The sequence below is a fragment of the Comamonas sp. C24C genome, assembly GCF_053345995.1.
In genome coordinates this window covers 88,805-115,015 of sequence record NZ_JBKFBC010000009.1, presented here as the reverse complement: position 1 = coordinate 115,015, position 26,211 = coordinate 88,805, and the positions used below count along the sequence as shown (strand labels likewise).

Genomic DNA, 26,211 nt, shown 5'->3' with positions numbered 1-26,211 from the left:
CCGCGAATGGCAGGCCATCGGCTGTGCATGGCTGAGCACATGGACCGGACATTTGCTGTCGATGGTGCCAAAGACTCAAAGATAGGGGCTGTAGGTGCTTGCCCACTCATGGCCGGCGGCCCGTCGGTGCCGGGCTGCTTGAGAGCAGGAAAGCGGTGTGCGTCATTCCTTGCGGATGCGCACCATGCCACGAATATGCTTGAAATGAGATGGCTACATTCGTGTTTTGCGAAATTACCTTTTACCGTGCTCCTGTTTCTGGAGTGCGCAAAGTCGAATCTGCTATAGCCATCCGCAGGCAGCGCGCCTCTGCCGCCAATGGGCAAAGCGCCTTGAAGCCCTGATTGCCCGCCCTCGCCGTAGAATGTCGGGCTTCACCCCCGAGGAGCGCTGCAGCCGGTCATCCCAGAGATGTTTGACCCGTCAGGCTCGGGGTGGCAGATCCGGTTGGCGATCTGCCCGTACTGACAACGGCGCTCACCTGTTTTCGATTCTGTTTCTGGTTTTCACACAGGTGAGCTGATGTCCGCTGCTACCCCTTCCACCGCCATTCCTCCCATGCGCCTGTCGGGCCTGGAGCCTGTCTTCATCGGCGATGAGACGCTGTTCGTCAACGTGGGCGAGCGCACCAACGTCACCGGCTCCAAGGCCTTTGCGCGCCTGATCCTGAACGAGCAGTACGAGGAAGCGCTGGCCGTGGCGCGCCAGCAGGTGGAAAACGGTGCCCAGGTGATCGATGTGAACATGGACGAGGCCATGCTGGACAGCAAGGCCGCCATGGTGCGCTTTCTGAATCTGATTGCCTCCGAGCCCGATATCGCCAAGGTGCCGGTGATGTTGGACAGCTCCAAATGGGACGTGATCGAGGCCGGCCTGCGCTGCCTGCAGGGCAAGGGCATCGTCAACTCGATCTCCATGAAGGAGGGCATCGAGGAGTTCAAGAAGCACGCCAAGCTGGTCAAGCGCTATGGCGCGCCCGCCGTGGTGATGGCGTTTGACGAAAAAGGCCAGGCCGACACCTTTGCGCGCAAGATCGAGATCTGCGAACGCGCCTACCGCATTCTGGTCGACGAAGTGGGCTTCCCGCCCGAGGACATCATCTTCGACCCCAACATCTTTGCCGTGGCCACCGGCATCGAAGAGCACAACAACTACGGCGTCGATTTCATCGAGGCCGTGCGCTGGATCAAGCAGAACCTGCCCGGCGCCAAGGTCTCGGGCGGCGTCTCCAACGTGAGCTTCTCCTTCCGCGGCAACGACCCCGTGCGCGAGGCCATCCACACCGTATTCCTCTATCACGCGATCGGGGCTGGCATGGACATGGGCATCGTCAATGCCGGCATGGTCGGTGTGTATGACGACCTGGAGCCACAGCTGCGCGAACGCGTGGAGGATGTGGTGCTCAACCGCCGCCCCGATGCAGCCGAGCGTCTGCTGGAGATCGCCGACAGCGCCAAGGGCGCGGCCAAGGACGACAGCAAGAAGCTCGAGTGGCGCGGCACGGCCGAGGCACCGAAGACCGTGGGCGAGCGTCTGTCGCACGCCCTGGTGCACGGCATCACCGACTTCATCACCGAAGACACCGAAGAGGCCTACCAGCAGATCGTGGTGCAGGGCGGCGGCCGCCCGCTGCACGTGATCGAAGGCCCGCTCATGGATGGCATGAATATCGTCGGCGACCTGTTCGGTGCCGGCAAGATGTTCCTGCCCCAGGTGGTCAAGTCCGCGCGCGTGATGAAGCAGGCCGTGGCCCACCTGGTGCCCTATATCGAGGAAGAGAAGCGCCAGCAGGAAGCGGCGGGCCTGGACGTGACCAGCAAGGGCAAGATCGTCATCGCCACCGTCAAGGGCGATGTGCACGACATCGGCAAGAACATCGTCACCGTGGTCCTGCAGTGCAACAACTTCGAAGTCATCAACATGGGCGTGATGGTGCCCTGTCACGAGATCCTGGCCAGGGCCAAGGCCGAGGGCGCGGACATCATCGGCCTGTCGGGCCTGATCACTCCCAGCCTCGAGGAGATGCAGTATGTGGCCGGCGAGATGGACAAGGACGACTACTTCCGCATCAAGAAGATTCCGTTGCTGATCGGCGGTGCGACCTGCTCGCGCGTGCATACGGCCGTGAAGATTGCGCCCAAGTACGACGGCCCCGTGGTCTATGTGCCCGACGCCTCGCGCTCGGTCAGCGTGGCGCAGAGCCTGCTGGGCGAAGGCAAGCAGGCCTATCTGGACGAGCTGAGCGCCGACTACGACAAGGTGCGCACCCAGCATGCCAACAAGAAGAAGACGCCGCTGTGGACGCTGGAGCAGGCCCGCGCCAATGCTGCCGTGGTGAACCATGCCCCCGTGGTGCCGCGCACCCTGGGCCGTCGCGTGTTCAATAACTTCGACCTGGCCGAAATTGCCCAGTACATCGATTGGGGCCCGTTCTTTCAGACCTGGGATCTGGCGGGTCCCTACCCGGCCATCCTCGACGATGAGGTCGTGGGCGTGGAAGCGCGCAAGGTGCTGGCCGATGCCAAGCTCATGCTGCAGAAGATCATCGACGGCCGCTGGCTGCAGGCCAATGGCGTGATGGGCCTGTTCCCGGCCAATCGCGTGGGCGACGACATCGTGTTCTACACCGACGAATCGCGCAGCCAGGTGCTGACCACCTGGTACGGCATGCGCCAGCAGACCGAAAAGCAGGCCGTGGACGGCCCGGATGGACGGCCTGTGATGCGCCCCAGCCGCTGCCTGGCCGATTTTGTGGCCACCAAGGAGTCGGGCATTGCCGACTATGCCGGCCTGTTTGCCGTGACAGCCGGTATCGGCGCCGAAAAGAAGGACAAGGAATTCGAAGCTGCGCTGGACGACTACAGCGGCATCATGTTCAAGGCCCTGGCCGACCGCCTGGCCGAAGCCTTTGCCGAATGCCTGCACCAGCGCGTGCGCAAGGATCTGTGGGGCTATGCCGAAGACGAGGACCTGAGCAACGAGGAACTCATCAAGGAAGCCTACAAGGGCATTCGCCCCGCGCCCGGCTACCCTGCCTGCCCCGATCACACGGCCAAGATCGACCTGTTCAAGGCGCTGCAGGCCGATGAGATCGGCATGACGCTGACCGAGAGCCTGGCCATGAACCCGGCATCCAGCGTGAGCGGCTTCTACATCGGCAATCCCGAGGCCAGCTACTTCAACGTGGGCCAGATCGGCGAAGACCAGCTCGCCGACATGGCTCAGCGACGTGCGATGGATATCGAGGAGCTGCGCCGCTATCTGGCGCCAAATCTGGGCTGAACCCGCTTCACAGGCATGCTTTGCGAATGAAAAAAGCCAGGGACGACCCTGGCTTTTGGGTTTGGAGTGCGCCGCTCAGGGGCTACTTCTTGAGCACAGGTGCGAGCGTGGCACGCAGTCGGTCACCGGGCTCCTCGGTCCCGGTTGCACGGATTTCCAGCGAACGCTCCACCATGCCTATATGTTCCAGCAGCAGCGCCTTGGCACCCTCGGTGTCGCCGCGTTCCAGGGCGGCCACGATGCGTTCGTGCTCGGCGCAGGATTGGCTGGCGCTGTGCGTGGACTGATAGAGCGTGGCCGCCAGGGTGGTGCGTGCCGTCAGATCACGCAGCGTGTCGGCCAGCAGCCGGTGGCCCATCTGTTCGGCCAGGCAGACATGGAAATCCGCAAGCAGGAAGGAGCGCGTAGCGCTGTCCGCACCGGCGATGGCTTTCTGCTCCTGGGCGATATGGCGGCGCAGCCTGGTGATGACGCGCTGCAGCGGCTTGCCAGCTTCCTGCAAGATGCCGGTCTCGATGATCCGCCGGGCAGAGAACGCGTCCATAGCCTCGGCAGCAGAGGGTTGGACCACGTACCAGCCCCTGCGGGCCTGGACCTGGACAAAGCCGCGAGCCTGCAGCTGCATCAGCGCTTCGCGCACCACGGTGCGGCTGACGTCGAAGTTGTTGGCCAGCTCCTGCTCTCCCAGTCGTTCGCCGGGTGCCAGTTTCTGGGCCAGGATGGCTTCGACGACGCGTTCCGCGATGTGCTGGGGAGAGGCAGGAGTCATTGCTGGCTTTATTAATGGCTGGACTGAGGGATGGGGACTATGGCAGGCGGCACCATAGCAGATGCAGGCTCTTCGTTCTCGGTCCGTGGCTCAGCTCTGCCGTCAAGTACCGCATGGGCACGTTCGCGGTCGATGTCGCCTTCCCAGGCGGCGATGGCCACGGTGGCCACGCAGTTGCCGATCAGATTGCCCAGAGCGCGTGCAATGCCTATGAACCAGTCCACCGACAGTACCAGCACCAGGCCGATCGCAGGGATGGCGGGGATGGCATGCAGGGTGGCGGCCAGCACCACGATGGCCGAGCCCGGTACGCCGTGCGCACCCTTGGAGGTCACCAGCGCGATGGCCAGGATGGTCAGCAGGTCGGACATGCTGATCGGGGTGTTGGTGGCCTGGGCGATGAAGACCGCTGCCAGTGTGATGTAGATGGAGAACGCGTCCAGGTTGAACGAATAGCCGGTGGGAATCACCAGGCCCACGGTGGAGTCGCGCACACCCATGTTGCGCAGCTTGGCCATGATCTGGGGCAGCACGCTGTCAGAGGAGGTGGTCGCGAAGACGATGGTCAGTTCCTCGCGCAGATAGCGCAGCAGCTTGATCAGGCTGAAGCCCGACAGGCGCATCACCAGGCCCAGCACCACGAAGACGAAGATCAGCACCGAAACGTAGAACAGCGCCACCAGCATGCCCAGCTGCTTGAGCGAGCCTATGCCGTACTGGCCCACGGTGAAGGAGATGGCACCCAGCACGCCCAGCGGTGCCAGCTTGATGATGATGCCCATGACCTTGAACAGGGCCATGGACAAGGTGTCCACCAGCTCGGAAACGGGCTTGCCGCGCTCACCCAGCATGGTCAGCGCGCAGCCGAACAGCACGGCGAACAGCAGCACCTGCAGGACGTCGCCCTTGGCGAAGGCTTCCACCACGGTGGTGGGAATGAGCTTCATCAAGAAATCCACCGTGCCGCCGCTGGTCAGCTTGTCGGCATTGCTGGCGTAGGCCGCCATGGCCGAGGCGTCGAGCTTGCTGGTGTCCACGTTCATGCCCACACCGGGCTCGAAGACAAAGGCCAGCACCAGGCCCATGCCCAGGGCGATGGTGGTCAGCACCTCGAAATAGATCAGGGCCTTGACGCCCACGCGACCGACGCGCTTGAGGTCGCCCGCGCCGGCAATGCCGTGCACGACCACGCAGAACACCAGTATGGGAATGATCATCTTGATGAGCTTGATGAAGCCATCACCCAGGGGTTTGAGTTTCACGGCCCATTCAGGGGCCAGTAGTCCGGCGAGCACACCCAGTATGAGTGCGATCACCACCTGTCCGAACAGTGATCTGACAAAGCGGCGCATAGTCGTCTTTCGCAAGTTGTGGAATCTTGTATGCAAGTTGACTGCAACTTGCATACAAGAATGTAGGCAAGCGAAAGGCGTGCCAGCAGAGGGTATTCCTGCAGATTTCCGTAATTTCGAAGAGGGTCAGCCCTGACTTTCATGCATGAAATCGGGGTGGTTGTCCGTCCTGGTGCGAGATCGGCAGCCTGTGTGCACGTGCGTGGTGCGCGGGCGGTGAGCATGCCCAAAGTTTGGGCACCAGGGTCTACAGCAGAGGGCTCAGGGCACCCAGCAGGTTGTCCCAGATGCGTTTCCACCAGCGGGTGGCACGCACCTGTTCCAGCGTCACTGCATCGGACTCGCGCAGATAGCTTTGCTGGCGCTGACGGATGGCCTCGGTGATGGCTTCGTCATGCAGCAGCACATTGTTCTCGAAGTTCAGGTCAAAGCTGCGCAGATCCAGATTCGTGGAGCCGATCAGGCTGACCGAGCCGTCCAGGCACAGGGTCTTGGCATGCAGCAGGCCGGGGCGGAATTCGTGGATATGGACGCCGGCACTCAGCAGCCGCCAGTAGTGGCTGCGGCTGACGGCACCGACTATCCAGGAGTCATTGCGGGCGGGCAGGATCAGCGTGACCTGCACCTGACGCAGCGCTGCGGCGCACAAGGCATCGAGCACCGTGCTGTCGGGCACGAAGTAGGGGGTGGAGATCACGACCTCGCGCTGCGCGCAGGCCAGCAGGCTGGCAACCAGCTGGGGTGTTGAGCGTGCTCTTTCCGTCGGCCCTTCGGCAATCGCAACGGCATGGAAGCCGTCGTCAGCGGCAGCACCGGCCTCGGCCTCGGCCTCTATTGCCGGTGGTGCAAAGCTCGCATCGGACTGCGCCCAGTCGCTGGCAAAGGCCTGCTGCATCTGCATGACCACGGGTCCCTGCAGGCGCAGCATGATGTCCACCCAGGGTGCATAGCGAGCCTTGATGTGAAAGCCCTCGTCGGCGCAATTCTGGCTGCCGCAATAGTTGATCCTGCCGTCTATGAGCGTGATCTTGCGGTGGTTGCGCAGGTCGATGCGGCTGGTCAGCATGACCTTGAGCAGATTGCTGATGGGCAGGGCAATCGCCAGGTGCACGCCGGCCTGCCGCATCTGCTGCCACAGTGGCGAGCGCGTCAGTGCGCGCGATCCCAGTCCGTCGACCATGGCACGGCAGGTCACGCCGCGCTGCGCGGCGCGTATCAGGGCATGGGCCATATCGGTGCCGGTGCCGTCGTCCAGCCAGATGTAGTACAGCACATTGATCTCGTGGCGTGCGGCATCCATGTCGGCCAGCATCTGCGCCCGGGCATGCGCGCCATCGCGCATCAGCTCGGCCCTGTGGCCGGGCCGCGGCACAAAGCCGTTGATGGACGAGGCATAGCGAAAGGCCGGCAGCCATTGACCGGGAATGGTCGGCAGTGCCTGCGGGCTGCGGTCGGCATCGGTAGCGGCGCTGCTGTGGGGCTGGCAGAACTCGCGCACATTGAGTCTTCTGCGGCCTGGTACGCGGCCCAGGGCTACCTCGCCAAAAAGGTAGTACAGCAGGCAGCTCAGATAGGGCAGCAGCACGATGACCATGAGCCAGGCCAGGCGCACGTCGGGCCGCATGTCCCGGCGCAGCAGGATACGCAGGCCGAAACCGGTGATCAGCAATACATGAAGAGTCAGCAGCAGCCAGGTCATGAATCAGTGCAGCAACGATGGACCTTGTCGAGCATAACGGGCTCAGGCCCAAGCACAAGCTGCAAGCCCTGATTCATATGCAACGAGCTTGAACTCATTGATGAAAAAGCGCGGACTGCTATCAGTAATGCAGCGACAGAAGATAGACATGGCACTGGCATGGAACCTGCTTCCTTTTCTTGTCAAAGCAAACAAGCAGGGGGGAGTGCATGGAAATGGTGCCATTGACTGCCATCGACAAGGCAGATACCGGTTGGGTCATGGTTGCGTCGGCGCTGGTCTTGCTGATGACCTTGCCGGGCATCGCCCTGTTCTATGCGGGGCTGGTGCGTCGCAAGAATGTGGTCAACACCATGGTGGCCGTGTTCGCGGTGGCCTGTGTGGTGACCCTGACCTGGTTCGGCCTCGGCTACTCGCTCGCGTTTACTGCCGATTCTCCCTGGCTTGGCAATCTGGGGCGCGCCTGGTTTGCCTCATTGCACTTTGATGGCCGGCGCAGCGTGATCTCGGTCAGCCACCTGGCGCCGCATCTGCCCGAGGCTGCCTATGCCCTGTTCCAGGCCGCATTCGCCATCATCACCACCTCGCTGATCGTGGGGGCCGTGGTAGAGCGCATGCGCTTTGCGGCCCTGCTGGTGTTTGCCGCGCTGTGGAGCGTGGTGGTCTATGCCCCGGTGGCGCACTGGGTGTGGGAGAGCGGCGGCTGGCTGAACCAGCTCGGCGCACTGGACTTTGCCGGCGGTGCCGTGGTGCATGTGAACGCGGGTGTGGCGGCGCTGGTCTGTGCCTTCATGATGGGGCGCAGGCGTGGCTATGGCACCGAGCCCTTCGAGCCGCACAGCCTGGGCTGGACGGCCATGGGCACGGCGTTGCTGCTGTTCGGCTGGTTCGGCTTCAACGCCGGATCGGCCCTGTCCGCCGACGGGCGTGCAGCGCTGGCCTTTGTGGTCACGCTGGTGGCGGCCTCGGCCGCGGGACTGGCATGGATGGTGGTGGAGTGGCTTGTGCGCGGCGCACCGACCTTGTTGGGCCTGCTCTCGGGCATGGTGGGCGGACTGGTGGCTATCACCCCGGCTGCGGGCTTTGTGCAGGTGGGCAGTGCGGTGTGGATAGGCCTGATTGCGGGCGCTGTCTGCTTCTGGGGCGCAACCTGGCTCAAGCGCCGGCTGGGGGCCGACGACTCGCTCGATGTCTTCGGCGTGCACGGCGTGGGCGGCATTGCCGGTTCCATCCTCACGGCGGTGTTTGCCGATCCCCTGATCGCGGGCACAGGCGCCACGGTGCTGAATCAGCTGATTGCCGTGGCAGCGGTGGCTGCCTACAGCGCCGCAGCCACGGCCGGGGTGTTGGTGCTGATCCGTCTGCTGATGCCGTTGCGGGTGGATGCCGTGCAGGAAATGGAAGGCCTGGATATCAGCCTGCATCTGGAGCGTCAGCACTAGTGATCCATCAAAGACAGGAGCGGTGTATGGAGGACAGCGAGCGAGTGGCAGTGGCCGCACATCTGCATGTGGTGTTGCGCCGCAAGACAGGCCGGGTGACCGATACCGAATGGATGGCCTGCAACCAGGCCTATGCACAGGCCATGGTGGCTTTTGCGCTGGAGCATGCGCGAGAGCAACAGGACGAAGAGCTGGCGCGCCTGGCCCGGCGCCTGCAGGACAGCTGGAGCGGCGACAAGCCTCGGCATGCGGCGCCGGCCGAGACCGCACAGAGCGATAGCTCGGTCACCACCAAGGCCGCCGAGATACTGCGCACCTCGGCACGCTATATCGGCGGGCTGCGCTGAGGCACAAGCCGGATCACAGCCTGGCGTCACGGATCACAATGCCTGTGGGCCGTGGCAGTCCGCCGCCGCAGGCTGCGGCGGCAACGAGCCTGGCCTATTGCTTTTTCAGCTCGGCAATATAGGCATCGCGGGCCTTCACGCCATCGGCCGTGAAGTCGGTGAATACGCCGTCAATGCCCAGACGGTAGTAAGCCAGATATTCCTGCAGCGGGTCGCCCTTGAAGATGCCCGCGAGCCGGCTGGCCTCGCTGCGGAAGGTGAAGCTGTGCACCACCAGACCGGCCTTGTGCGCATTGGCGATCAGGCCGGTGTCCTTGAGCGCGTTGACGTCCTTGAGGCCTGCACCGTCCTTGTAGGGAACGACGGAATGGGCCAGCACCTGGGGTTTCCAGGGACCGATGCCGTCGGCATAGGTCTTGATCTCGGCCAGGCCTGCCGGCGTCTGCATGACCGCGAAGGTGCGCGCATCGCCGGCCAGAGTCCAGCTATAGGGGCGGCCGCTGATGAAGGTCCATTCGTCGGCAGTGATATAGCCGACGGAGCCGTCCCTGAAGTTGTAGTCGTTGCCATCGATCAGCTGCACTCCCTTGGCCCGCATGCCTGCCTTGCGCAGATACTTCAGGCTGTCGGGGTCGAAGCTCTGGATGTAGATGGGCGCTTCCTTGCGGTTGAGATTGTTCCTGTCCAGCAGCGCCATCACGGCGTCCTCGAAGGGGTGCTCACCCGTTCCGCAGCTGTTGGCAATGGCCTGCTGGTTGTTCCAGTAAGGGTTCTTGGTCTCGGCGTAGACGGCAATCGTGCGGCCTGCCGCCTTGCCCTTGGCGAGCGCGATATCGATCACATCCTGTGCGCTGATCAGTGGCAGCTTGCCATTCCATTCGCTGGGGCGATCGGCGCGGTTGTCCAGCGTGGTGCCGCCAAACAGCGTGCGCAGCTCATGCAGGGTGAAGTCCGAGATGGACCAGTCGCCGGTGTGGTCCTCGCCATCGACCACCAGAGCCTGCAGCACCGACTTCTGATTGTTCGGATCGATGCGGTCGCTCAGGTACTGCGCGGGGCCATTGGCGGCAATGGGCGGGTACTTCACGTTGACCAGCACGCCGGGCGTGTTGCGCTTGCGGCCAGCCACATAGGCATTGATCTTGGCGACCTCGGCGATATTGGTGCTGTCACTGAGCCAGGCGTTGTGGCGTGCCACCAGCTGGCAGTCGCGGCTCAGGTGCATGTCCAGCTCGATCATGTCGGCACCGGCATCGATGGCTTTCTCATACGCCATCTGTGTCTGCTCGGGGTACAGCCCCGAATAGCCGCGGTGGGCGATGACCTGGGGCTGCTTGCCGTCCAGCGTCAGAAACTGCGGCGCAGGTGCCGGCGTCGGGCCGTCTCCACCGCCACAGGCGCTCAGGGCAAGGGCGGCAAGCAAGGTCAGAGCAAAGACGGGGTGGCGGGTATGGGACATGGTTTCAGGCATGGATGGATATCGCCTCATGCTTGCGGTTGTTGATGACGGTTGTGTGACCGTGCCCTCAGAGCATTTCACGCTCCGAAGCACAGGGCTGCGGGGTGGCAGCACTGTGCGGGATACGGCTGTTACAGCCCCAGCTTCCTGGCGACGTAATCGGCATCCTTGTCGCCGCGTCCCGAGAGATTGACCAGAATATGCTGGTCCTTGCCGAGCCCTGGCGCTTCGCGCATGGCCCAGGCCACGGCGTGCGCACTTTCCAGTGCCGGGATGATGCCCTCCACACGCGACAGCGTCATGAAGGCATTCAGGCATTCCTTATCGTCCACAGACTGGTAGTCCACGCGCCCTATGTCCTTGAGATAGCTGTGCTGCGGGCCCACGCCGGGGTAGTCCAGGCCCGAGGCGATGCTGTGCACGGCGGCCGGCGTGCCGTCGGCGTTCTCCAGCACATAGCACTTCATGCCGTGAATCTCGCCGGGCTTGCCAACCGACAGCGTGGCGGCATGGCGACCGGGCTTGTCCACGCCCTCGCCGGCAGGCTCCACGCCCACCAGATGCACGGACGCGTCACCCAGGAAGGCCGTGAAGATTCCCATGGCATTGCTGCCCCCGCCCACGCAGGCTGCCACATGGTCGGGCAGCTTGCCGTGCCGGGTCTGGAACTGCTCGCGTGCCTCGCGACCGACGATGGACTGGAAGTCCCGCACCATCATGGGAAAGGGGTGGGGGCCGACCACCGAGCCAATCGCGTAAATGGTGTTGACGGGGTCCTGCAGATAGACCTCGAAGGCGCTGTCCACGGCCTCCTTCAGCGTGGCCGCGCCGCGCGTGACGGGCACCAGATTGCAGCCCAGAATGCGCATCTTGGTGACGTTGGGGTGTTCCTTCTCGATATCCACCTGGCCCATGTGAATCTCGCAGGGAATGCCCACCAGTGCACAGGCCGTGGCCAGGGCTACGCCATGCTGGCCGGCGCCGGTCTCGGCAATGACTTTTTTCTTGCCCATGAACTTGGCCAGCAGTGCCTCGCCCAGGCAGTGGTTGATCTTGTGCGCCCCCGTGTGATTCAGATCCTCGCGCTTGAGATGGATCTGCGCGCCGCCCAGCTGATCGGACAGGCGTCTGGCGTGAAAGATGGGGCTGGGTCGGCCCACATAGTCGGCAAACAGTGCGGCCAGCTCGTCCTGGAAATCCTGGCGTTTGACGATCTCTTCATAGGCTGCTGCGATCTCGTCCATGCATTGCTTGAGCTCGGGTGGCACGAGCTGGCCGCCATAGGGGCCGAAGAAGCCCTGGGCATCGGGCATGGCTTGGGGGTTCTGGGTCATGGCTTGTCTCCTGGGGTGTTGTGCAGCAAAGCTGCATTCATAGCACATGGCGGGCTTGGGGCGCTTGCAGGCAAGTCCCGATGGAAGAGTCGTGAGAAATGCCTGCAGCCCCCACGAAGAATGTGCTGACAGCTATTGTTTTGATATTTGCGACGCCCTCTCTTGCTCTGAAACACAATAAGGGCATGAAAGCCAGCTCAGCCCGCGATATTGTCTTTGCCCATGCTCTGGAAACTGCCGCTGCGCACGAGGCGCTGCCAACGGCCGAGCGCTGCACTGCCATCACGCAGGAGTGTCTGCATGCCCAGGGCAAGACCAGGGGCGGCGGCCGTGCGGCGTTCGAAGGCTTTCTGCATGAGCGGGCGCAACGCGTGATTGCTGCGGCGCAGCTGCCTGCCGACATACGCGCGATGGCCCGGCAGCGCGCCGGCATTTCGCGCTGGATGGTGCTGGCCGTAATGGCTGCGGCGTTTGCGCTGGGTTTTGCGGGCCATGCGATCACCGACCCGCATCGGGTGGACCTGCTCTCTGCCTCCCTGATCGGTATCGTGCTGTGGAATCTGCTGGTCTATGCGCTGTTGCTGCTGACCTGGCTGCGCAGTCTGGTGCGGCACAAGAAGGCGGTGATTGCTCCGCTGGAGCCCGAACAGGGGCAGGGCGCTGCGGCAGCGCCCGGCGGCTGGCTGCAGAAGCTGCAGGCAAGGAAGTGGAGTGTTTCGCGCGGCACGGGGCTGCGCAAGATGGCGCTGAACTTCGAGCGCAACTGGTGGCAGGTCAACCAGCGGCCGCGCCACGCGCAATGGCTTGTGTGCCTGCATCTGGGGGCCGCCATGCTGGCGCTGGGTGCGCTGGCATCGCTATGGCTGACCGGCCTGACCAGGGCTTATCAAGTGGGCTGGGAGAGCACGTTTCTCTCGCCCTCCGCCGTGCAGACCTGTCTGAATCTGCTGTTTGCGCCGGTACAGCATCTGCTGGGTCTGGCTCCGTGGAGTCTGGCCCAGATCCAGGCGCTGCAAGGCTGGTCGGCCGGTGATGCCGCAGATGCGGGGCCGCGCTGGGTGCAGCTCTACAGCTGGTTGCTGGGCTTGATGGTGGTGGTGCCGCGCCTGCTGCTTGCGCTGTGGCAGGGTGCCAGGGTCTGGTGGTTGAGCCAGCATCTGACCTTGCCGCTGCAGCAGCCTTATTTCCAGAAGCTGCAGCGTGACTGGGCGGGGCGCGCCACGGCGCTGCTGGTGCAGCCCTACAGCCTGGACATCACGCCCGAGCGCGAAGCCGCCCTGCGCAACCATGTGGCGCAGAGCTACGGCGCTGGGGCGCAGCTTGCGCTGCTGCCGGTGCTGGCCTATGGATCGCCCTTGCCGGACGCTGCGGTCGTTGACGCACAGCAGGTGCTGTTGCTCAACCTGGCCGCTACGCCCGAGGCGGAAATCCACGGCGTGCTGCTGGCGCAGGTACTGAACCGCTGGGGCGCGCAGACCGATGTGTGGCTATGGGCGGCGGACTTTCGTGCGCGCAACAGCGGTGCCCCGGCGCGCGTGCAGGAGCGCGAGCAGCTGTGGCGGGAATTTGTGCGCAGCGCGGGATTGAACGCGACCCTGGTGCCCGGCGCAGGAGTGTGATGATGAGCGAGAGCAAGGAACTGGTTCCAATCGACAGCAGCGTTCAGTGGTGTCTGCTGTCGCACACCAATATCGGCAAGACCACGCTGACCCGTACGCTGATGGCCGACGACGTCGGCGAGATTGATGATGCCGCCCATGTGACCACGCAGTCACAGCGCTATCTGCTTCAGAAAACGCAGCAGGGTGATGAGCTGTGGCTTTGGGACACACCGGGTTTCGGCGACTCCGTGCGGCTCTATGAGCGCCTGCGGCAGCAAGGCAATCCGCTGGGCTGGTTTCTCAGCAATGTCTGGGATCGCTGGCGCGACAAGCCTTTTTACCTGAGCCAGCGCGCCCTGCTCGCCGCGCGCGATCATGCGGATGTGATGCTCTACCTTGTCAACGCCGCAGAAGACCCGGCGGATGCCGGCTACTGGAGCGCCGAGATGAACATACTGGCCTGGTTGAACAAGCCGGTCATCGTGCTGCTCAACCAGATCGGCAGCGACACCACGGCCGCTCAAACGCAGCAGGATCTGCGGCGCTGGCAGCAGGCGACGCAGAGCTTTCACAGCGTGGTGCGCGACGTGCTCGTGCTCGACGCCTTCACGCGCAGCTGGTGGCATGAGCGCAGGATGATGCAGAGCATTGCGCCACTGTTGCCCAGCTCCAAACAGCCCGCCTACCAGCGTCTGCTGGAGCAGCGGGCCTGGCAGCAGCAACAGCGCGAGCAGGCGAGTCTGGCGGTCATGGCAGAGCAGCTGCTGACGGCTGCGGGGCTGCATGAAAAGCTCGATCCCGAGCAAGGCAGGCTGCTGGCGCGTGCCTGGCAAAGCCTGAGCCAGCTCACCGCCAAGCTGGGCAAACCGGCAGAGGGTGAAGAGCGGCTCGGAGCCCAGGCCAGGGCGGCCGTGCAGCGGCTGCTGCAGACTTTGCGTCAGGCGGATGTGCAGACCACGCAGCGCTTGCTCGAGATTCATGGACTCGACGGTCAGGCGGCCAGTCAGATTCAGGAGCAACTGCGCAGCCAGCTTCAGATCACCACGCCTGTGGATGCGCAGGCGGCCAGCTTGTGGGGTGCGTTGACTGCCGGTGCGGCCACAGGATTGGGGGCCGATCTGATGGCCGGAGGCTTGACGCTGGGTGCCGGTGCCCTGGTGGGCGCGCTGCTGGGGGCCCTCACCTTTGGAGGCGTGGCCTGGGGAGCGAACAAGATGTTCGACCAGGAGCAGCAGAGCTTTCGACTCTCTGGCGACTATCTGAACGCCAGCGTGAGCCAGGTACTGCTCAAGTACCTGCTGATCTCGCACTTTGGCCGCGGTCGCGGGCGTTACACCAGCCCGGCGGCACCCAGCCAATGGAGTGAGCTGGCCCAGGTCGCGGTGCAGGCACATGCTGCGCAATGGGCGGCACTCTGGGCGCAGTTGCGCGAAGCAAATGCCGCAGGGGTGGCCACCGATGCGCAAAGAGTCGCCATCACGGAGCTGCTCTCGCAAAGCCTGCAGCAGATCATGGCCGATCTCTATCCGGGGCTGAACGCGGACTCCAGAGTCAGAGACGCGGAAAGCGCACCGTAAACAGGGCACCGCCACGCTCGGAGACGCCCGTGCTGACGGTGCCGCCCTGTGAGGTCACAAGAGCCTTGACGATGGACAGGCCCAGGCCCGAGCCTTCCCGGCGGCGCTTGCCTGGTGCCTGGACAAACCGCTGAAACGGATGGGCCTGGACCTCGGCGGCAAGGCCGGGGCCCGCATCGCCCACTTCCAGAATCACCCATGACTGGTTCTGGTGGTCTGAGCTCGCATGCACCCGGATGCTCAGCCAATGGCCGCTGCTGGCATGACGCAGCACATTGCTGATCAGGTTGGTGGTGATCTGGCGCAAGCGGTCGGTGTCGGCTTTGATGTCGGTGCTGCCATCGCCGTCCTGCATGGGCAGATCCAGTGACAAGGCCATGTCCAGCTTTTGCAGCTGCGGGTGCAGCTCCTCGACGACATCGCCGACCAGTGCGGCGAGGTCTATGCGTTCCTTGCGCAGGGACAACTGCCCGGCGTCGGCCATTGACAGGGTGTGCAGGTCGCCGACCAGTCGTCCCAGGTGCTCGACCTGGGCCAGCAGTGTCTTCATTTCGGCCTGGCTGGAGTCGATGACGCCGTCGCAGATCGCATGCAGTCTTGCCTGTAGCACCGTCAAAGGGGTACGCAGCTCATGGGAGATGGAGGCGGCCGTGGCCAGCCGCTCCGCTTCCAGGGTCTCCAGCGAATCGACCATGCCGTTGAAGGCATCGATCATTTCTGCCATCTCGCCATGGGCATTGCCCTTGACGGCCCTGGAGGCCAGGTCGCCGCGCTCCACGCGCGCAGCCACTTCCACCATGGAGGCCAGCGGACTGGTGATGCGGCGGGAGATCCAGAAACCCACGGCCATGCCGAAAGGCAGGCTGACGGCCAGACCGATGACCAGCGACCATTTCTCGCCGAACAGGCGGTCGCCTTCCCAGTACTCGGAGTAGATCTGCAAGGCTCTGGGGCTGTCCTCCAGATCCTGGGACTTCAGCGCTTCCAGCTCGGTCTTGACGGGGCTTGGCAGGTGGCGATAGAACTCGCGGTACTGCAGCTCGGAAAACGCCAGCACGCCAATCGCCAGCGAGGCAATGGCCAGCAGCACGGCCGCCGTGATCCACAGGCCAAAGCGGACCCAGATGCGGTTCAGTCCCAGGGCCATAGACGATAGCCAATACCGCGCACGGTCTCGATCAGTCCGTCCTGTCCGGCCAGTTGCAGCTTGCGGCGCAGCTTGGAGAGATGGGAGTCGATCACCCGCTCCAGAGCGTCGCTTTCCGGCAGGCAGTTCTCAATCAGGTAGGCGCGTGAAAAACAGCGGCGCGGCTGGGCCGCCAGACAGGCCAGCAGTCGAAATTCCGTGAGCGTCAGCGCCAGGGGGACGGCCTGGCCCGCATCGTCGTAGACGGCTGCGCTATGGGCTTCCACGTCGATCTCTATGGGTCCGACGCGAATGGGGGCTGCCACCGGCGCAGGCTTGGCCTGGGTGCGGCGCAGCACGGCACGTACCCGTGCCACCACCTCGGGAGGGTTGAAAGGCTTGACCACATAGTCGTCCGCCCCCAGGCGCAGTGCCAGCAGCTTGTCCACATCGTCGGCCAGGGCCGTCACCATGATGACGGGGACATCGCTGTCGTTGCGAATCATGCGCAGCACATCCACGCCATCGACCTTGGGCAGGTGGATGTCGAGCAGCACCAGGTCCGGGCGCAGCTGGCGAAAGCTTTGCAGGGCCTCCTCGCCGTCCTGCGCCATGCGGATGCGCAGGCCGTCGCGTTCCAGATAGGCGCTGAGCACGCCGGCAATGGCGGGTTCGTCTTCGACTACAAGCACCAGGGGCGTGGAAGCAGGTTGAGCAAAAGTAGCCATGGTTTTTTGTGCAGCAAAGTCATGCATCTGCGGGACTCCCTGAATCTTGTTGTTTGCACATTATGTGCGTTGCCGCTGCAATAAACGAATGGCAGCGGCTCTCCATAATTCCTACATAAACCCTGCAATCTGGCGAAAGCTTGCTGCCGTCCAATGGCGAGGATGGAAAGCTGTTTCTGCTTTCTGCAGGTTCCCGGGTGACACCTATAGCTTGAGCCAACTGCGCTGTGATATTTCCCTCCCACGTCTCGCGTCTTCGCATGGGCAGCCTGTGTCTGTGCGCCTTGTCGTTGCTGGCAGGCTGTGCTGCGCCCGAGGCAGTCAGGCTGGACCGGACCACGCCATCTCAGTGGCAGCAGCAGGAGTCGGCTCAAAAGTCGGACCCTGCGGAGCTGGCCCGCTGGTGGCGTGCCTGGAATGACCCCGCGCTGAATGCGCTGGTGGACGAGGCGCTGTCCCAGAACCTTGACGTGGCTCAATCCGTGCTGCGCCTGCGTCAGCAGCGCTTGCTGGCAGGCACGGCCGATGCGGCTTTTCGCCCCACGGTCAATACCGGAGCGCGGACCTTGCAGGATATTGCGGCAGTTGACACCTACTTTCATGCCAGCATTGATGTGAGCTGGGATCTGGGCCTGTTTGGCGATTCCGCCGCAGCACGCCGTGCAGGCGCGGCCGGTGTGCTGGACGCGCAAGCCCAGCTGCATGCGGCGCGGGTGGCCCTGGTGGCCGATGTGGTGCACCGCTATCTCGATATCCGGCTGGCCCAGGTGCAGCGCAGTCTCGCCGAAAAGCAGTTGCAGCAAGCACAGCGACAGCTGCAGCTCTTGCAGGTTCGGCATGCGCAGAGGCTGGCCGATGCCCAGTCTCTGGAGCAGCAACAGCTGCAGCTGCGCACCGCAGAGTCCCAGCTGTCCACCCTGAACGAAGCCCAGGCGCGTGCCGCCCATGCGCTGGCAGCCCTGCTGGGGCGCGAGCGCGCCGAGCCGCAATGGCTGCAGCCCAGTGGCGATGCCGCGTTGCCCGCAGTACAGGCACTTGCCGTGCTGCCGGCAGACCTGCTGCGCAATCGCCCCGATATTCAAAGTGCCGAGGCTGCGGTGGAGCAGGCCGCGGCCGAGGTCGGCGTGTCGCGCGCGGCGCTCTATCCGCGGCTGACCCTGACGGGGTCCTTGCTGTATGCCTACAACCTGACGCGCAATCACCGCACGACTTCGGACTCCATCCCCATGGTCGGTCCGCAGATCGATATTCCGCTCTTTGACTGGGGTCGCCGCCGTGCCGTGGCGGACGGCAAGGAGCTGGCGTTGCAGGCCAGCATCAAGGCCTACCGCCAGGCTGTGCTCAACGGTATTGCCGAGGCGGAATCGGCGCTGGCGGCGGTTGCCGCCCAGCAGCAAAGGCAGCAGCTGCTGCAGTCCGAGAGGCAGATCCATGCCGGGCGCGAGAAGGCCCAGGCAGTGCGTCAGCAACTCGGCCTGTCCAGCGAATTTGCGGGTATCGACAACGCCCGCGCCAGCCTGCTCAACCAGAGCGAGCTGGCAACCGCCAGGGCTGCCGAGGCGCTGGCCTATGTGGCGCTCTACAAGGCCGTGGGCGCTGCGCCCATCGATGCCGCGGTCTCCGAGGTCCAGCCATGATTGCCCTGGCGCGCAAGACGCTGATCTATGAGTGGAGGCGCTTTGTCCCCTCGGTGTTCGCCGTGGGATTTTCGGGCGTTCTGCTGGCCATGCAGGCCGCCCTGGTGCTGGGCATCTTCGGCTCTGCGGCGATCTACGTGACGGCTTCTTCGGCTGACCTCTGGGTGGGCTATCCGGGTACGCAAAGCGTAAACTTCGGGCGCAATATCGGCAGCGATGTGGAGATGCGTCTGCGCATGGACCCCGATGTCGCGGCCGTGGAATCCTATGTCTGGGTCGATGGCGACTGGCGAGCTCGCGCCGGCGCCCAGGGCGCGACCGGAGGCGGAGTGTCGGTCTATCTCTCGGGCGTCAGCACTGCGGACAACTCCATGATGTTCACCAAGGTGCTCACCTCCTGGCAGCGACAGCTGCTGCGCGAACCCGGTGCCGTGATTGTGGACAGGGCGGACCTGGGGACTCTGGGTGCGCAGGAAGGCAGCACGGCCTGGATCAACAACCATGCGGTCAAGATCGTGGCTGCCGTCGACGGCTTGCGCGGGCTGGGCGGCGTCAACGTGATCGCATCGCTCAGCACGGCCCGTGAAATTGCAGAAACCAGTGCCGAGCATGGCAGCACCTATTTCGTGGCGCGTCTCAAGCAAGGAGCCAAGGCAAGCGAGGCACAGGCGAGATTGAGCCAGTCCAGCAGCAGCTTCGGCCCGTACGAGGTCTGGACGGCGGATGCCTTTGCGCGCCGCTCTCAGCGTTATTGGATGCTCGATACCGGCGCCGGTGCCGGCGTGCTCTTCATGGCCGTCATCGTCTGCCTGGTGGGCGCCATCGTGACCAGCCAGTCGCTCAAGGCGGTGGTGGCAGGATCCGCCCGCGAGTATGCGGTGCTCAATGCCCTGGGCGTGAGCCGGGCGGCCCTGGGCCGCGTGGTGGTCGAGCAGGCCTGCTGGATTGGCGGTCTGGGCTTTGTGCTGGCGGCATTGGCCAGCGCGGTGCTGCTCAGCATTGCAGCCGCCTATCGCGTCCCTGTGGCCCTCAACCTGTCCGCAGTACTCGCCTGCGGCTTTCTGGTGGCCGTGCTGTCGCTGCTGTCGGGTCTGGGCGCCATGCGCAGCCTGCTGCGTGCCGACCCGGCAACCCTGTTGCGTTAAGGCCTGAAACATGCAAGCCGAGACCATGGAACGCGTCAAAACACCTGCTGCAGCCAAGGAGGCTGTGCCCAGTCTCGAGGCCGTGCGCCTCGACAAGTCCTTTGTGTCGGGCATCGTCCAGGTACATGTGCTGCAAGGGCTGTCCGTCAGCCTCTACGCGGGGGAGCTGAGCCTGATCTCCGGCCCGTCGGGCTGCGGCAAAAGTACGCTGCTGTCGCTGATGTCGGGACTGCAAAAGCCCGATGCCGGCCATGCGCTGGCACTGGGCGAGGACCTGGCCAGGCTCGGCACGGCGGCGCTGGAGAAATTTCGTCTGCGCCATACGGGCTTCGTCTTCCAGGGCTTCAATCTGTTTCCGGCCTTGACGGCACTGGAGCAGGTGCAACTGCCGCTGGGCTATATGGGCCTCAGAAGCGCCGAGACATCGCGCCGCGCCAAGGAGGCGCTCGATGAAGTGGGGCTCTCGCACCGCAGTCATATGCGCCCGGCCCAGCTGTCGGGCGGCGAGAAGCAGCGTGTGGCCATCGCACGTGCCATGGCCAAGCAGCCCCGTCTGCTGTTTGCCGACGAGCCCACCAGTGCACTGGATGCCGAGAGCGGTCAGCGCGTCATTGACTTGCTGCACCGCGCAGCGCGCAAGCACGGCACCACGGTGCTCTGCGTCAGCCATGACCCGCGTCTGGTGCGCCACGCCGATCGCGTGCTGGGCATGGAAGACGGCGCCATTCGCAGCGACTGGCGCCAGAACAGCCCCATCAAGGAATAAACAATGAACCCAAGCCCATTTCGTCTCAGCATTGTGTCGGGCGCGCCGCTGCTGGCGGCGGCCGTGCTGATGCTGGGCGGGTGCTCTCCGTCTCAGGACGCGGCCTCCGTGGTCACACCGGCTGCAGCCCAGACCAAGCCTCAAAGCCAGGTGGCGGTTGCGCGGGGCAAGATCGACGTCGAAGGCGGTCTGCTCGATCTGTCGTCGGCCGCATCGGGCATGGTGCAGCAATTGCTGGTCAAGGAAGGTCAGAGCGTGCAGAAAGGCCAGCTGGTGCTGCGTCTCGCGGACGATGCGGCGCGTGCCGATCTGGCGGTGGCGGAGTCCGAGCTGCAGCTGGCACAGACCAAGCTCAAGACGCGCCAGGATCGCCTGCCCGCGCTCAAGGCCACGCTGACGCGTTGGCAGGCTGCAGCCAAACAGGGCGCGGCGGATCTGCAGAGTGTGGACGAGGCCGTGCAGGCTCTGCGCGACGCACAGTCCGAAGTGGATATTGCGGCTGCGGAAGTCACGGTCGCCAAGCGCAAGGCAGAGCAGCTGCGGGCCCTGCTGCAGCGCCACGAGCTGCGTGCGCCCGAGGCCGCCGTCGTGGTGCGCCTGCTGGCCCAGGGCGGCAGCATGCTGCAAAGCGGCAGCCCGGTGGCCGTGCTGCTGCCCAAGCGCCCCCTGATCGTGCGGGCCGAAGTCAACGAGAGCTATGTGACGGCGATTCGCGAAGGCATGAAAGCCCAGGTGGTCGTTGACGCAGACGGCAGCGCTGCCCGCCAGGAGTTTCCTGCTGCGACCGTGCTGCGCATCAGTCCCGTCTACGGCACGGCCCGGCTGCAGGACGACGCGCAGCGGGGCCCGGTAAGAGTTGTGGAATGCGTGCTGGCATTTGACCAGCCGCCCGCCAATGTCAAGGTCGGTCAGAACGTGAGGGTCAGTTTCCATGAATAAGCGCATTCAGATTTTCCCGTCGCCTGCAGGTACAGCTTCGACCGGCTGGATGGTGCAAAGCGATTTCGACGGCACCATCAGCCTGCTGGACGTGACCGATACCCTGCTCAACCGCTTTGGCAAGCCGGGTTGGCAGGAACTGGAAGACGCCTGGGAACGTGGCGAGATCGGCTCGCGCGAATGCATGAAGGGTCAGGTGGCCCTGCTGGACATGAGCGAGGCCGAGCTGCAGAACCATCTGGACGGCATAGCGATCGACGAGCACTTTGCCGGCTTCGTGGCCGAGGCCAGGCTGCATGGCATCAAGGTGCAAGTCGTCAGCGACGGCATCGACTATGCGATTCGCCATGTGCTCGCACGCCATGGACTCGGGGATCTGGAAGTCATCGCCAATCATCTGGTGCAGACGGGAGAGCGCAGCTGGCGACTGGATTCGCCCTGGGCCAGCAATCACTGCGCACGAGCCAGCGGCAACTGCAAGTGCGAGCGCCTTGCCGAGCAGCAGGCGGTGCATGGGCGGGTGCTCTATATCGGCGACAGCACGTCGGACTTCTGCGTTTCCGGCAAGGCGGATTTCGTGCTGGCCAAGTACAAGCTCATCGACTATTGCGAGAGCCAGGGGATTGCCCATGCGCGCTTCGAGCATTTTGCGCAGGCCACCCAGCTGCTGGAGCAGGTCTTGCTCGGCATGGAGCAGACTGCATGAATGCCGCCGATGGATTGGGGCTGCTGCAGCAGCCGGATTTGCAGCAGCTGTGCGTGACGCCGCATGAGTTCGTCATGCCCGGCGAAGGCCGCAATGCCCGCACGGGCGTGCTGCTGATTCATGGCCTGACCGGCACGCCGGCCGAGATGCGCCTGCTCGCCAAAGGTCTGAACAAGCAGGGCTTCACGGTCTACGGGGTGCAACTGGCAGGACATTGCGGCAGCATGGAAGACCTGGTGGCCGCGCGCTGGACGGACTGGCTGGCAAGTGTGGAGTCGGGTCTGCAGCGCTTTTCGCTGCATGTGGACCATGTGGTGGTCGGCGGTCTGTCCATGGGGGCGCTGCTGTCGCTGGCCGTGGCCGAGCGCCATCCCGACAAGGTGGCCGGCGTCTGTGCGCTGTCCACCACCTTCCGCTATGACGGCTGGAGCATTCCGGCCTATACCAAGCTGGCGTTCCTGCTGCCGCTGTTCCGCCTGCTGGGCATCGGTCGCAACAGCGTCTTCATGGAGGCGCCGCCCTATGGCATCAAGGACGAGGCCTTGCGCGCGCGCGTGGTCGAGCAGATGAACAGCGGCGACAGCTCTGCGGCGGGTCTGCCCGGCAATCCCTGGTGGAGCGTCATCGAGCTGCGCGCCCTGTCTGCGAATGTGCAGACCCGACTGGCGCAGCTGCGCTCGCCCTGTCTGGTCATTCATGCCCGGGAAGACGATATTTCCTCGGTCAGCAATGCCCACGATATCCAGCGCGGCGCGGTCAACGCCCATGTCGAGCTGGTGCTGCTGGACAATTGCTATCACATGATCACCATCGACCGCGAGCGCCGCACCGTGATTGCCAAACTCAACGAATTCATCGCGCGCATTGCCAGCTCGGCGGCGCCTGCCAGGGGTGCGAATGGGTAGTGATCTCTCGCCCCTGGTGGTGACGCTGTGGATACTCAATGTGCTGGTGGACAGTGGCGGACAGCTGGCTTTCAAGGCCGCGGCCAGTGAACCCGGGCATCGCAATGGCACGGAGCGCTGGCGCTTCATGCTGGCCAGGCCCTGGCTGTGGGTGGGCATTGCCTGCTATGTCGCGGAGTTTCTGGTCTGGCTGGCGTTTCTGTCGCTGGTGCCGCTGTCGGACGGGGTGCTGCTGGGCTCGATCAACATCGTTGCCATCATGATTCTGGGCCGGGTGCTGTTTCGTGAAAAGCTCGCGCCCATGCGCGTGGCCGGCATCGTGCTGGTGTCCATAGGCGTGGCCATCGTTGGATTGCATTGAGGGCTGTCGGCTATGAAGCGTTTTTACATTGTCGGCTTTCTGGTTCTCATGGCCTTTGACACGCTGGCGCAGCTCAGCTTCAAGCAGGCCGGTGATTCCGCATTGCCGCTGGAGTTCTCGACCGGCTGGCTGCTGCGCGTGTTCAGCCAGCCCTGGATCTACGGTGCCTTCGTGGGCTACATCGGGGCCTTTTTCACCTGGATGAGCCTGCTCAAGCACGCTCCCATCGGCCCGGCATTCGCCGCCTCGCATCTGGAGATCATCTCGGTGCTGGCGATCTCGTACTGGCTGTTCAACGAGCCCATTGGCTGGCCGCAGATCATTGGCTGTCTGTTCATCGTGGCCGGCATCATGTGCCTGGCCGTGAGCGAGAAGCCAGAGGCCGAGCAGGCCGCCTGAGATGCGCCAGCCCACCGTGCCGCCAACGGCAGGCCTGCCACTGCAGCTCGGCGATCTCTGGCCCTCGGGGGCGGGCAGCCTGGCAGCGCAGCTGGCCGCGTGGCTGGGCGTGGAGGAGGTGCAGCTCGAATGCTCGGGCACCTCGGCCCTGATGGTGGCCCTGCGCAGCCTGCACGCCCTCAGTCCGGGGCGCAGCGAAGTCGTTGCACCGGCCTATACCTGTCCGCTGGTGGCGCTGGCGATTGCGCAGTGCGGGCTGCAGCTGCGTCTGTGCGATCTGCGTGCCGATGCGCTGGACATGGACCCGGTCTGCCTGCAGCGCCTGTGCAGCGACCGGACACTGGCCGTGCTGCCAACCCACCTGTGCGGACGTGTGACCGATGTGGACGCCGCCCTGCAATGCGCGCGTGCCGTGGGCGCCTATGTGATCGAGGATGCGGCCCAGGCGCTGGGCGCACGCAGCGACGCAGCTTCGGTGGGCCTCAAGGGCGACATCGGTTTCTTCAGCCTGGCCGTCGGCAAGGGGCTGAGCACTTTTGAAGGCGGCGTGCTGATGGCACGCGAGCCCTCCATGCGTGCCGCGCTGCACGCCGCCGGCGCCGCCACGCGCCTCAGCCCATGGTGGGAGCTGCGCCGCAGCATCGAGCTGCTGGGCTACGCCATGCTCTACCGGCCCTGCGGGCTGCGCATGGCCTACGGCAAGCCGCTGCAGAAATCACTGTCCCGCGGTGATTGGGTAGAGGCCGCAGGCGATGACTTCGACGATCTCATTCCCCAGCACCGTCTGGGGCGCTGGCGCCAGAGCGTGGGTGCCAAGGCATTGCGGCGGCTGGCAGCATTTCAGCAACAGACCTCCGAGCAGGCCGGTTTGCGCATCGCCCGGTTACAGGCCTGCGGGCTGGAAGTCGTGCAGGATGCCGTTCCCGGGGCGCGGGGCGTGTGGCCGGTGATCCTGCTGCGCATGCCCAGCCAGCAGGCAAGGGACGCCGTGCTGCGCGCGCACTGGGGTAGTGGCTGGGGTCTGTCCCTGCCCTTTGTCCATGTGTTGCCCGACTATGGCCGCTACGACCATGTGCTGGGTGCTGCGCGGGGCGACACCGTCGGCCAGGCGCGTGACTGGGCGCAGCGCCTGCTGGCCATCAGCAACAGCCCGTGGCTGGATGAGGCACGGTTTGCCGAACTGGCGGGCCACCTCCGGTCCGTGGTTCAACATGCCTGATGTTTAGGAAACGATAGCTTGTTGCGCTTGATATGAAAAGACTTCAAGCCTTTTTGATGTTTAAATCGATACCAGTCAAGCGGTAGATGCTTTGATTTTTGCAGCGCCCGCCATGGCTGGCGCGGTCAGGCCCAGGGCCGCCTCCCTGCTTTTGAGTGTCCCTTCGCGCTGGTGCACATAGTCGCGCGTCAGCGGCACGGCATCCTGCCTGCGCGCCAGCTGAACCTGGAAGATGGCGATGTCCTGGTAGCGGAACGCGGTTTCCGACATGGACAGATAGAACTCCCACATGCGGCAGAAGCGCTCGTCATACAGGGCTGCAGCTTCGGCGCGGCGTGCCATGAAGCGCTCGCGCCACAGGCGCAGGGTCTGGGCATAGTGCAGGCGCAGCACCTCGATATCGCAGATCACCAGCCCCGCGCGCTCGATGGCCGGCGTGAACTCCGACATCGACGGAATATGGCCGCCGGGAAAGATGTAGCGCTCTATCCAGGGATTGTTGAAGTCGGGCACATCGCTGTTGCCGATGAAGTGCAGCAGCATCACGCCGTCCTCGCTGAGCAGCTCATGGCATTTGCGGAAGAAGGCGTCATGGAATCTCGTGCCCACATGCTCGAACATGCCGACCGAGACGATGCGTTCGAAGGGGCCATGTGTTTCGCGATTCATGTCGCGGTAGTCTTCCAGCCGGTACTCCAGCCGCTCGCCATGGATGGACTGCGAGGCCCTGGACCGCGCGCCGGCCAGTTGTTCCGTGGACAGCGTGATGCCGGTGACATGGTCGGCGCCGGCCACCTCGGCCAGATAGCGCGAGAGACCGCCCCAGCCGCAGCCGATATCGAGCACGCGCTGGCCCGGCTCGATCAGCAGTTTGGCGGCGATATGGCGCTTCTTGGCCAGCTGTGCCGTTTCCAGGTCTTCGCTTCCCTGCTCGAAATAGGCGCAGGAGTACTGGCGCTCGCTGTCGAGAAACAGCTGATAGAGCCGGTCGTCCAGATCGTAGTGATGCGCCACGTTGGCACGCGATTTGCCGCGCAGATTGTTCTGCAGCAAGGGCCGCAGCTTCATGCGCCAGGCATCGAGCACGCGCACCGTGGCGCTGACGGGCACATGCCTCGCACCGCGCAGCACCAGCTCCAGAACGTCGTAGACCGTGCCTTGCTCGACCAGCAGGCGCTGCTGCATGAACAGCTCGCCAAAGTTGAGGTCGGGGTCGCGCAGCAGCGCAAGGACGGCGCGTCTGTCGGCAAAGCGCAGGCGCGCCTGAGGCTGGCCGCCGTCGCCGAAGATTAGCGCCTTTCCTGAAGGAGTGATGACTTCGAGCCGTCCCGTGGTGACCAGAGGTGCAAATGCGTGTTGCAGCAATTTTTCGGTCAACCGATCCAGCATGTCAGCTCCTTGAAGCGAAGTGTTGAAAA

The 26,211-nt window shown here is 64.3% G+C and carries 22 protein-coding genes and 1 riboswitch; of the genes, 14 read left to right on the top strand and 8 right to left on the bottom strand.

The window, feature by feature from the left end:
• Positions 1-376 precede the first annotated feature (376 nt).
• Positions 377-486, top strand: a riboswitch (S-adenosyl-L-homocysteine riboswitch).
• A 36-nt stretch (positions 487-522) separates the two neighbouring features.
• Positions 523-3,282, top strand: a complete 2,760-nt coding sequence (metH, locus tag ACLBXN_RS16990; protein WP_447612919.1) for a methionine synthase — start codon at positions 523-525, stop codon at positions 3,280-3,282.
• Positions 3,283-3,364: 82 nt separating this feature from the next.
• On the opposite strand, the gene ACLBXN_RS16985 is transcribed toward metH, so the two are convergent.
• The 3 genes from ACLBXN_RS16985 to cls all read right to left on the bottom strand — a co-directional run bounded on the left by ACLBXN_RS16985 (position 3,365) and on the right by cls (position 7,102).
• Positions 3,365-4,051, bottom strand: coding sequence for a GntR family transcriptional regulator (locus ACLBXN_RS16985; protein ID WP_343677003.1), 687 nt, complete (start codon positions 4,049-4,051; stop codon positions 3,365-3,367).
• Between the two features lie 11 nt (positions 4,052-4,062).
• Entirely contained in the window at positions 4,063-5,403 is a 1,341-nt protein-coding gene (locus ACLBXN_RS16980; RefSeq protein ID WP_447612984.1) for a C4-dicarboxylate transporter DctA, read from the bottom strand.
• 247 nt (positions 5,404-5,650) lie between these two features.
• Entirely contained in the window at positions 5,651-7,102 is a 1,452-nt protein-coding gene (gene cls, locus ACLBXN_RS16975; protein WP_447612917.1) for a cardiolipin synthase, read from the bottom strand.
• A 209-nt stretch (positions 7,103-7,311) separates the two neighbouring features.
• Here cls and ACLBXN_RS16970 point away from each other — a divergent pair, with 209 nt between their 5' ends.
• Together ACLBXN_RS16970 and ACLBXN_RS16965 are read left to right on the top strand one after the other, a co-directional pair.
• Positions 7,312-8,544, top strand: coding sequence for an ammonium transporter (locus ACLBXN_RS16970; protein WP_167007316.1), 1,233 nt, complete (start codon positions 7,312-7,314; stop codon positions 8,542-8,544).
• Positions 8,545-8,570: 26 nt separating this feature from the next.
• The gene (locus ACLBXN_RS16965; RefSeq protein WP_003071883.1) at positions 8,571-8,891 is read left to right on the top strand and encodes a hypothetical protein; all 321 of its coding nucleotides are present in this window, start codon (positions 8,571-8,573) and stop codon (positions 8,889-8,891) included.
• A 94-nt stretch (positions 8,892-8,985) separates the two neighbouring features.
• Here ACLBXN_RS16965 and ACLBXN_RS16960 read toward each other — a convergent pair whose 3' ends face one another.
• Positions 8,986-10,350 carry a glycerophosphodiester phosphodiesterase family protein gene (locus ACLBXN_RS16960; RefSeq protein WP_447612916.1) on the bottom strand — a complete coding sequence of 455 codons (1,365 nt, stop codon included), beginning with the start codon at positions 10,348-10,350 and terminating at the stop codon, positions 8,986-8,988.
• 131 nt (positions 10,351-10,481) lie between these two features.
• Positions 10,482-11,684: a tryptophan synthase subunit beta gene (gene trpB, locus ACLBXN_RS16955; RefSeq protein WP_029158518.1), complete on the bottom strand. Its 1,203-nt coding sequence runs from the start codon at positions 11,682-11,684 to the stop codon at positions 10,482-10,484.
• A 185-nt stretch (positions 11,685-11,869) separates the two neighbouring features.
• On the opposite strand from trpB, the gene ACLBXN_RS16950 reads away from it, so the two are divergent.
• Both ACLBXN_RS16950 and ACLBXN_RS16945 read left to right on the top strand, forming a co-directional pair.
• Positions 11,870-13,303: a DUF2868 domain-containing protein gene (locus ACLBXN_RS16950; protein WP_447612915.1), complete on the top strand. Its 1,434-nt coding sequence runs from the start codon at positions 11,870-11,872 to the stop codon at positions 13,301-13,303.
• A gap of 2 nt (positions 13,304-13,305) precedes the next feature.
• Positions 13,306-14,862, top strand: a complete 1,557-nt coding sequence (locus ACLBXN_RS16945; protein WP_447612914.1) for a DUF3482 domain-containing protein — start codon at positions 13,306-13,308, stop codon at positions 14,860-14,862.
• Here the strand turns inward: ACLBXN_RS16945 and ACLBXN_RS16940 are convergent.
• Together ACLBXN_RS16940 and ACLBXN_RS16935 are read right to left on the bottom strand one after the other, a co-directional pair.
• The gene (locus ACLBXN_RS16940) at positions 14,837-16,009 is read right to left on the bottom strand and encodes a sensor histidine kinase (RefSeq protein WP_211458081.1); all 1,173 of its coding nucleotides are present in this window, start codon (positions 16,007-16,009) and stop codon (positions 14,837-14,839) included. The genes ACLBXN_RS16945 and ACLBXN_RS16940 overlap by 26 nt on opposite strands.
• Positions 15,994-16,743, bottom strand: coding sequence for a response regulator (locus ACLBXN_RS16935; protein ID WP_447612913.1), 750 nt, complete (start codon positions 16,741-16,743; stop codon positions 15,994-15,996). The genes ACLBXN_RS16940 and ACLBXN_RS16935 overlap by 16 nt, the downstream gene beginning before the upstream one ends.
• Before the next feature lie 233 nt (positions 16,744-16,976).
• Between ACLBXN_RS16935 and ACLBXN_RS16930 the strand changes: the two genes are divergently transcribed.
• The 9 genes from ACLBXN_RS16930 to ACLBXN_RS16890 are packed head-to-tail and all read left to right on the top strand — an operon-like array spanning position 16,977 to position 24,793.
• On the top strand, positions 16,977-18,353 hold the full coding sequence (locus tag ACLBXN_RS16930; protein WP_447612912.1) for an efflux transporter outer membrane subunit: 1,377 nt from the start codon (positions 16,977-16,979) through the stop codon (positions 18,351-18,353).
• Complete coding sequence (locus ACLBXN_RS16925; RefSeq protein ID WP_343677011.1) at positions 18,350-19,498, top strand: ABC transporter permease; 1,149 nt, start codon at positions 18,350-18,352, stop codon at positions 19,496-19,498. Before ACLBXN_RS16930 ends, ACLBXN_RS16925 begins: the two co-directional genes overlap by 4 nt.
• 10 nt (positions 19,499-19,508) lie before the next feature.
• Positions 19,509-20,264 (top strand): ABC transporter ATP-binding protein, encoded by a 756-nt coding sequence (locus tag ACLBXN_RS16920; protein ID WP_447612911.1) that lies wholly within the window; start codon positions 19,509-19,511, stop codon positions 20,262-20,264.
• Between the two features lie 3 nt (positions 20,265-20,267).
• Positions 20,268-21,203, top strand: a complete 936-nt coding sequence (locus ACLBXN_RS16915) for an HlyD family secretion protein (protein ID WP_407714780.1) — start codon at positions 20,268-20,270, stop codon at positions 21,201-21,203.
• Positions 21,196-21,909: an MtnX-like HAD-IB family phosphatase gene (locus ACLBXN_RS16910; RefSeq protein WP_447612910.1), complete on the top strand. Its 714-nt coding sequence runs from the start codon at positions 21,196-21,198 to the stop codon at positions 21,907-21,909. The genes ACLBXN_RS16915 and ACLBXN_RS16910 overlap by 8 nt, the downstream gene beginning before the upstream one ends.
• Positions 21,906-22,814 carry an alpha/beta hydrolase gene (locus ACLBXN_RS16905; protein ID WP_447612909.1) on the top strand — a complete coding sequence of 303 codons (909 nt, stop codon included), beginning with the start codon at positions 21,906-21,908 and terminating at the stop codon, positions 22,812-22,814. Before ACLBXN_RS16910 ends, ACLBXN_RS16905 begins: the two co-directional genes overlap by 4 nt.
• A complete protein-coding gene (locus ACLBXN_RS16900) occupies positions 22,807-23,175 on the top strand; it encodes an EamA family transporter (protein ID WP_003071857.1) in 369 nt (122 codons plus the stop codon). The genes ACLBXN_RS16905 and ACLBXN_RS16900 overlap by 8 nt, the downstream gene beginning before the upstream one ends.
• Before the next feature lie 12 nt (positions 23,176-23,187).
• Entirely contained in the window at positions 23,188-23,574 is a 387-nt protein-coding gene (locus tag ACLBXN_RS16895) for a DMT family transporter (protein ID WP_003069549.1), read from the top strand.
• A gap of 1 nt (position 23,575) precedes the next feature.
• The gene (locus ACLBXN_RS16890; protein WP_447612908.1) at positions 23,576-24,793 is read left to right on the top strand and encodes a DegT/DnrJ/EryC1/StrS family aminotransferase; all 1,218 of its coding nucleotides are present in this window, start codon (positions 23,576-23,578) and stop codon (positions 24,791-24,793) included.
• 75 nt (positions 24,794-24,868) lie between these two features.
• Here the strand turns inward: ACLBXN_RS16890 and ACLBXN_RS16885 are convergent, their stop codons facing one another.
• The gene (locus ACLBXN_RS16885) at positions 24,869-26,182 is read right to left on the bottom strand and encodes a class I SAM-dependent methyltransferase (RefSeq protein WP_447612907.1); all 1,314 of its coding nucleotides are present in this window, start codon (positions 26,180-26,182) and stop codon (positions 24,869-24,871) included.
• Positions 26,183-26,211: the final 29 nt, after the last annotated feature.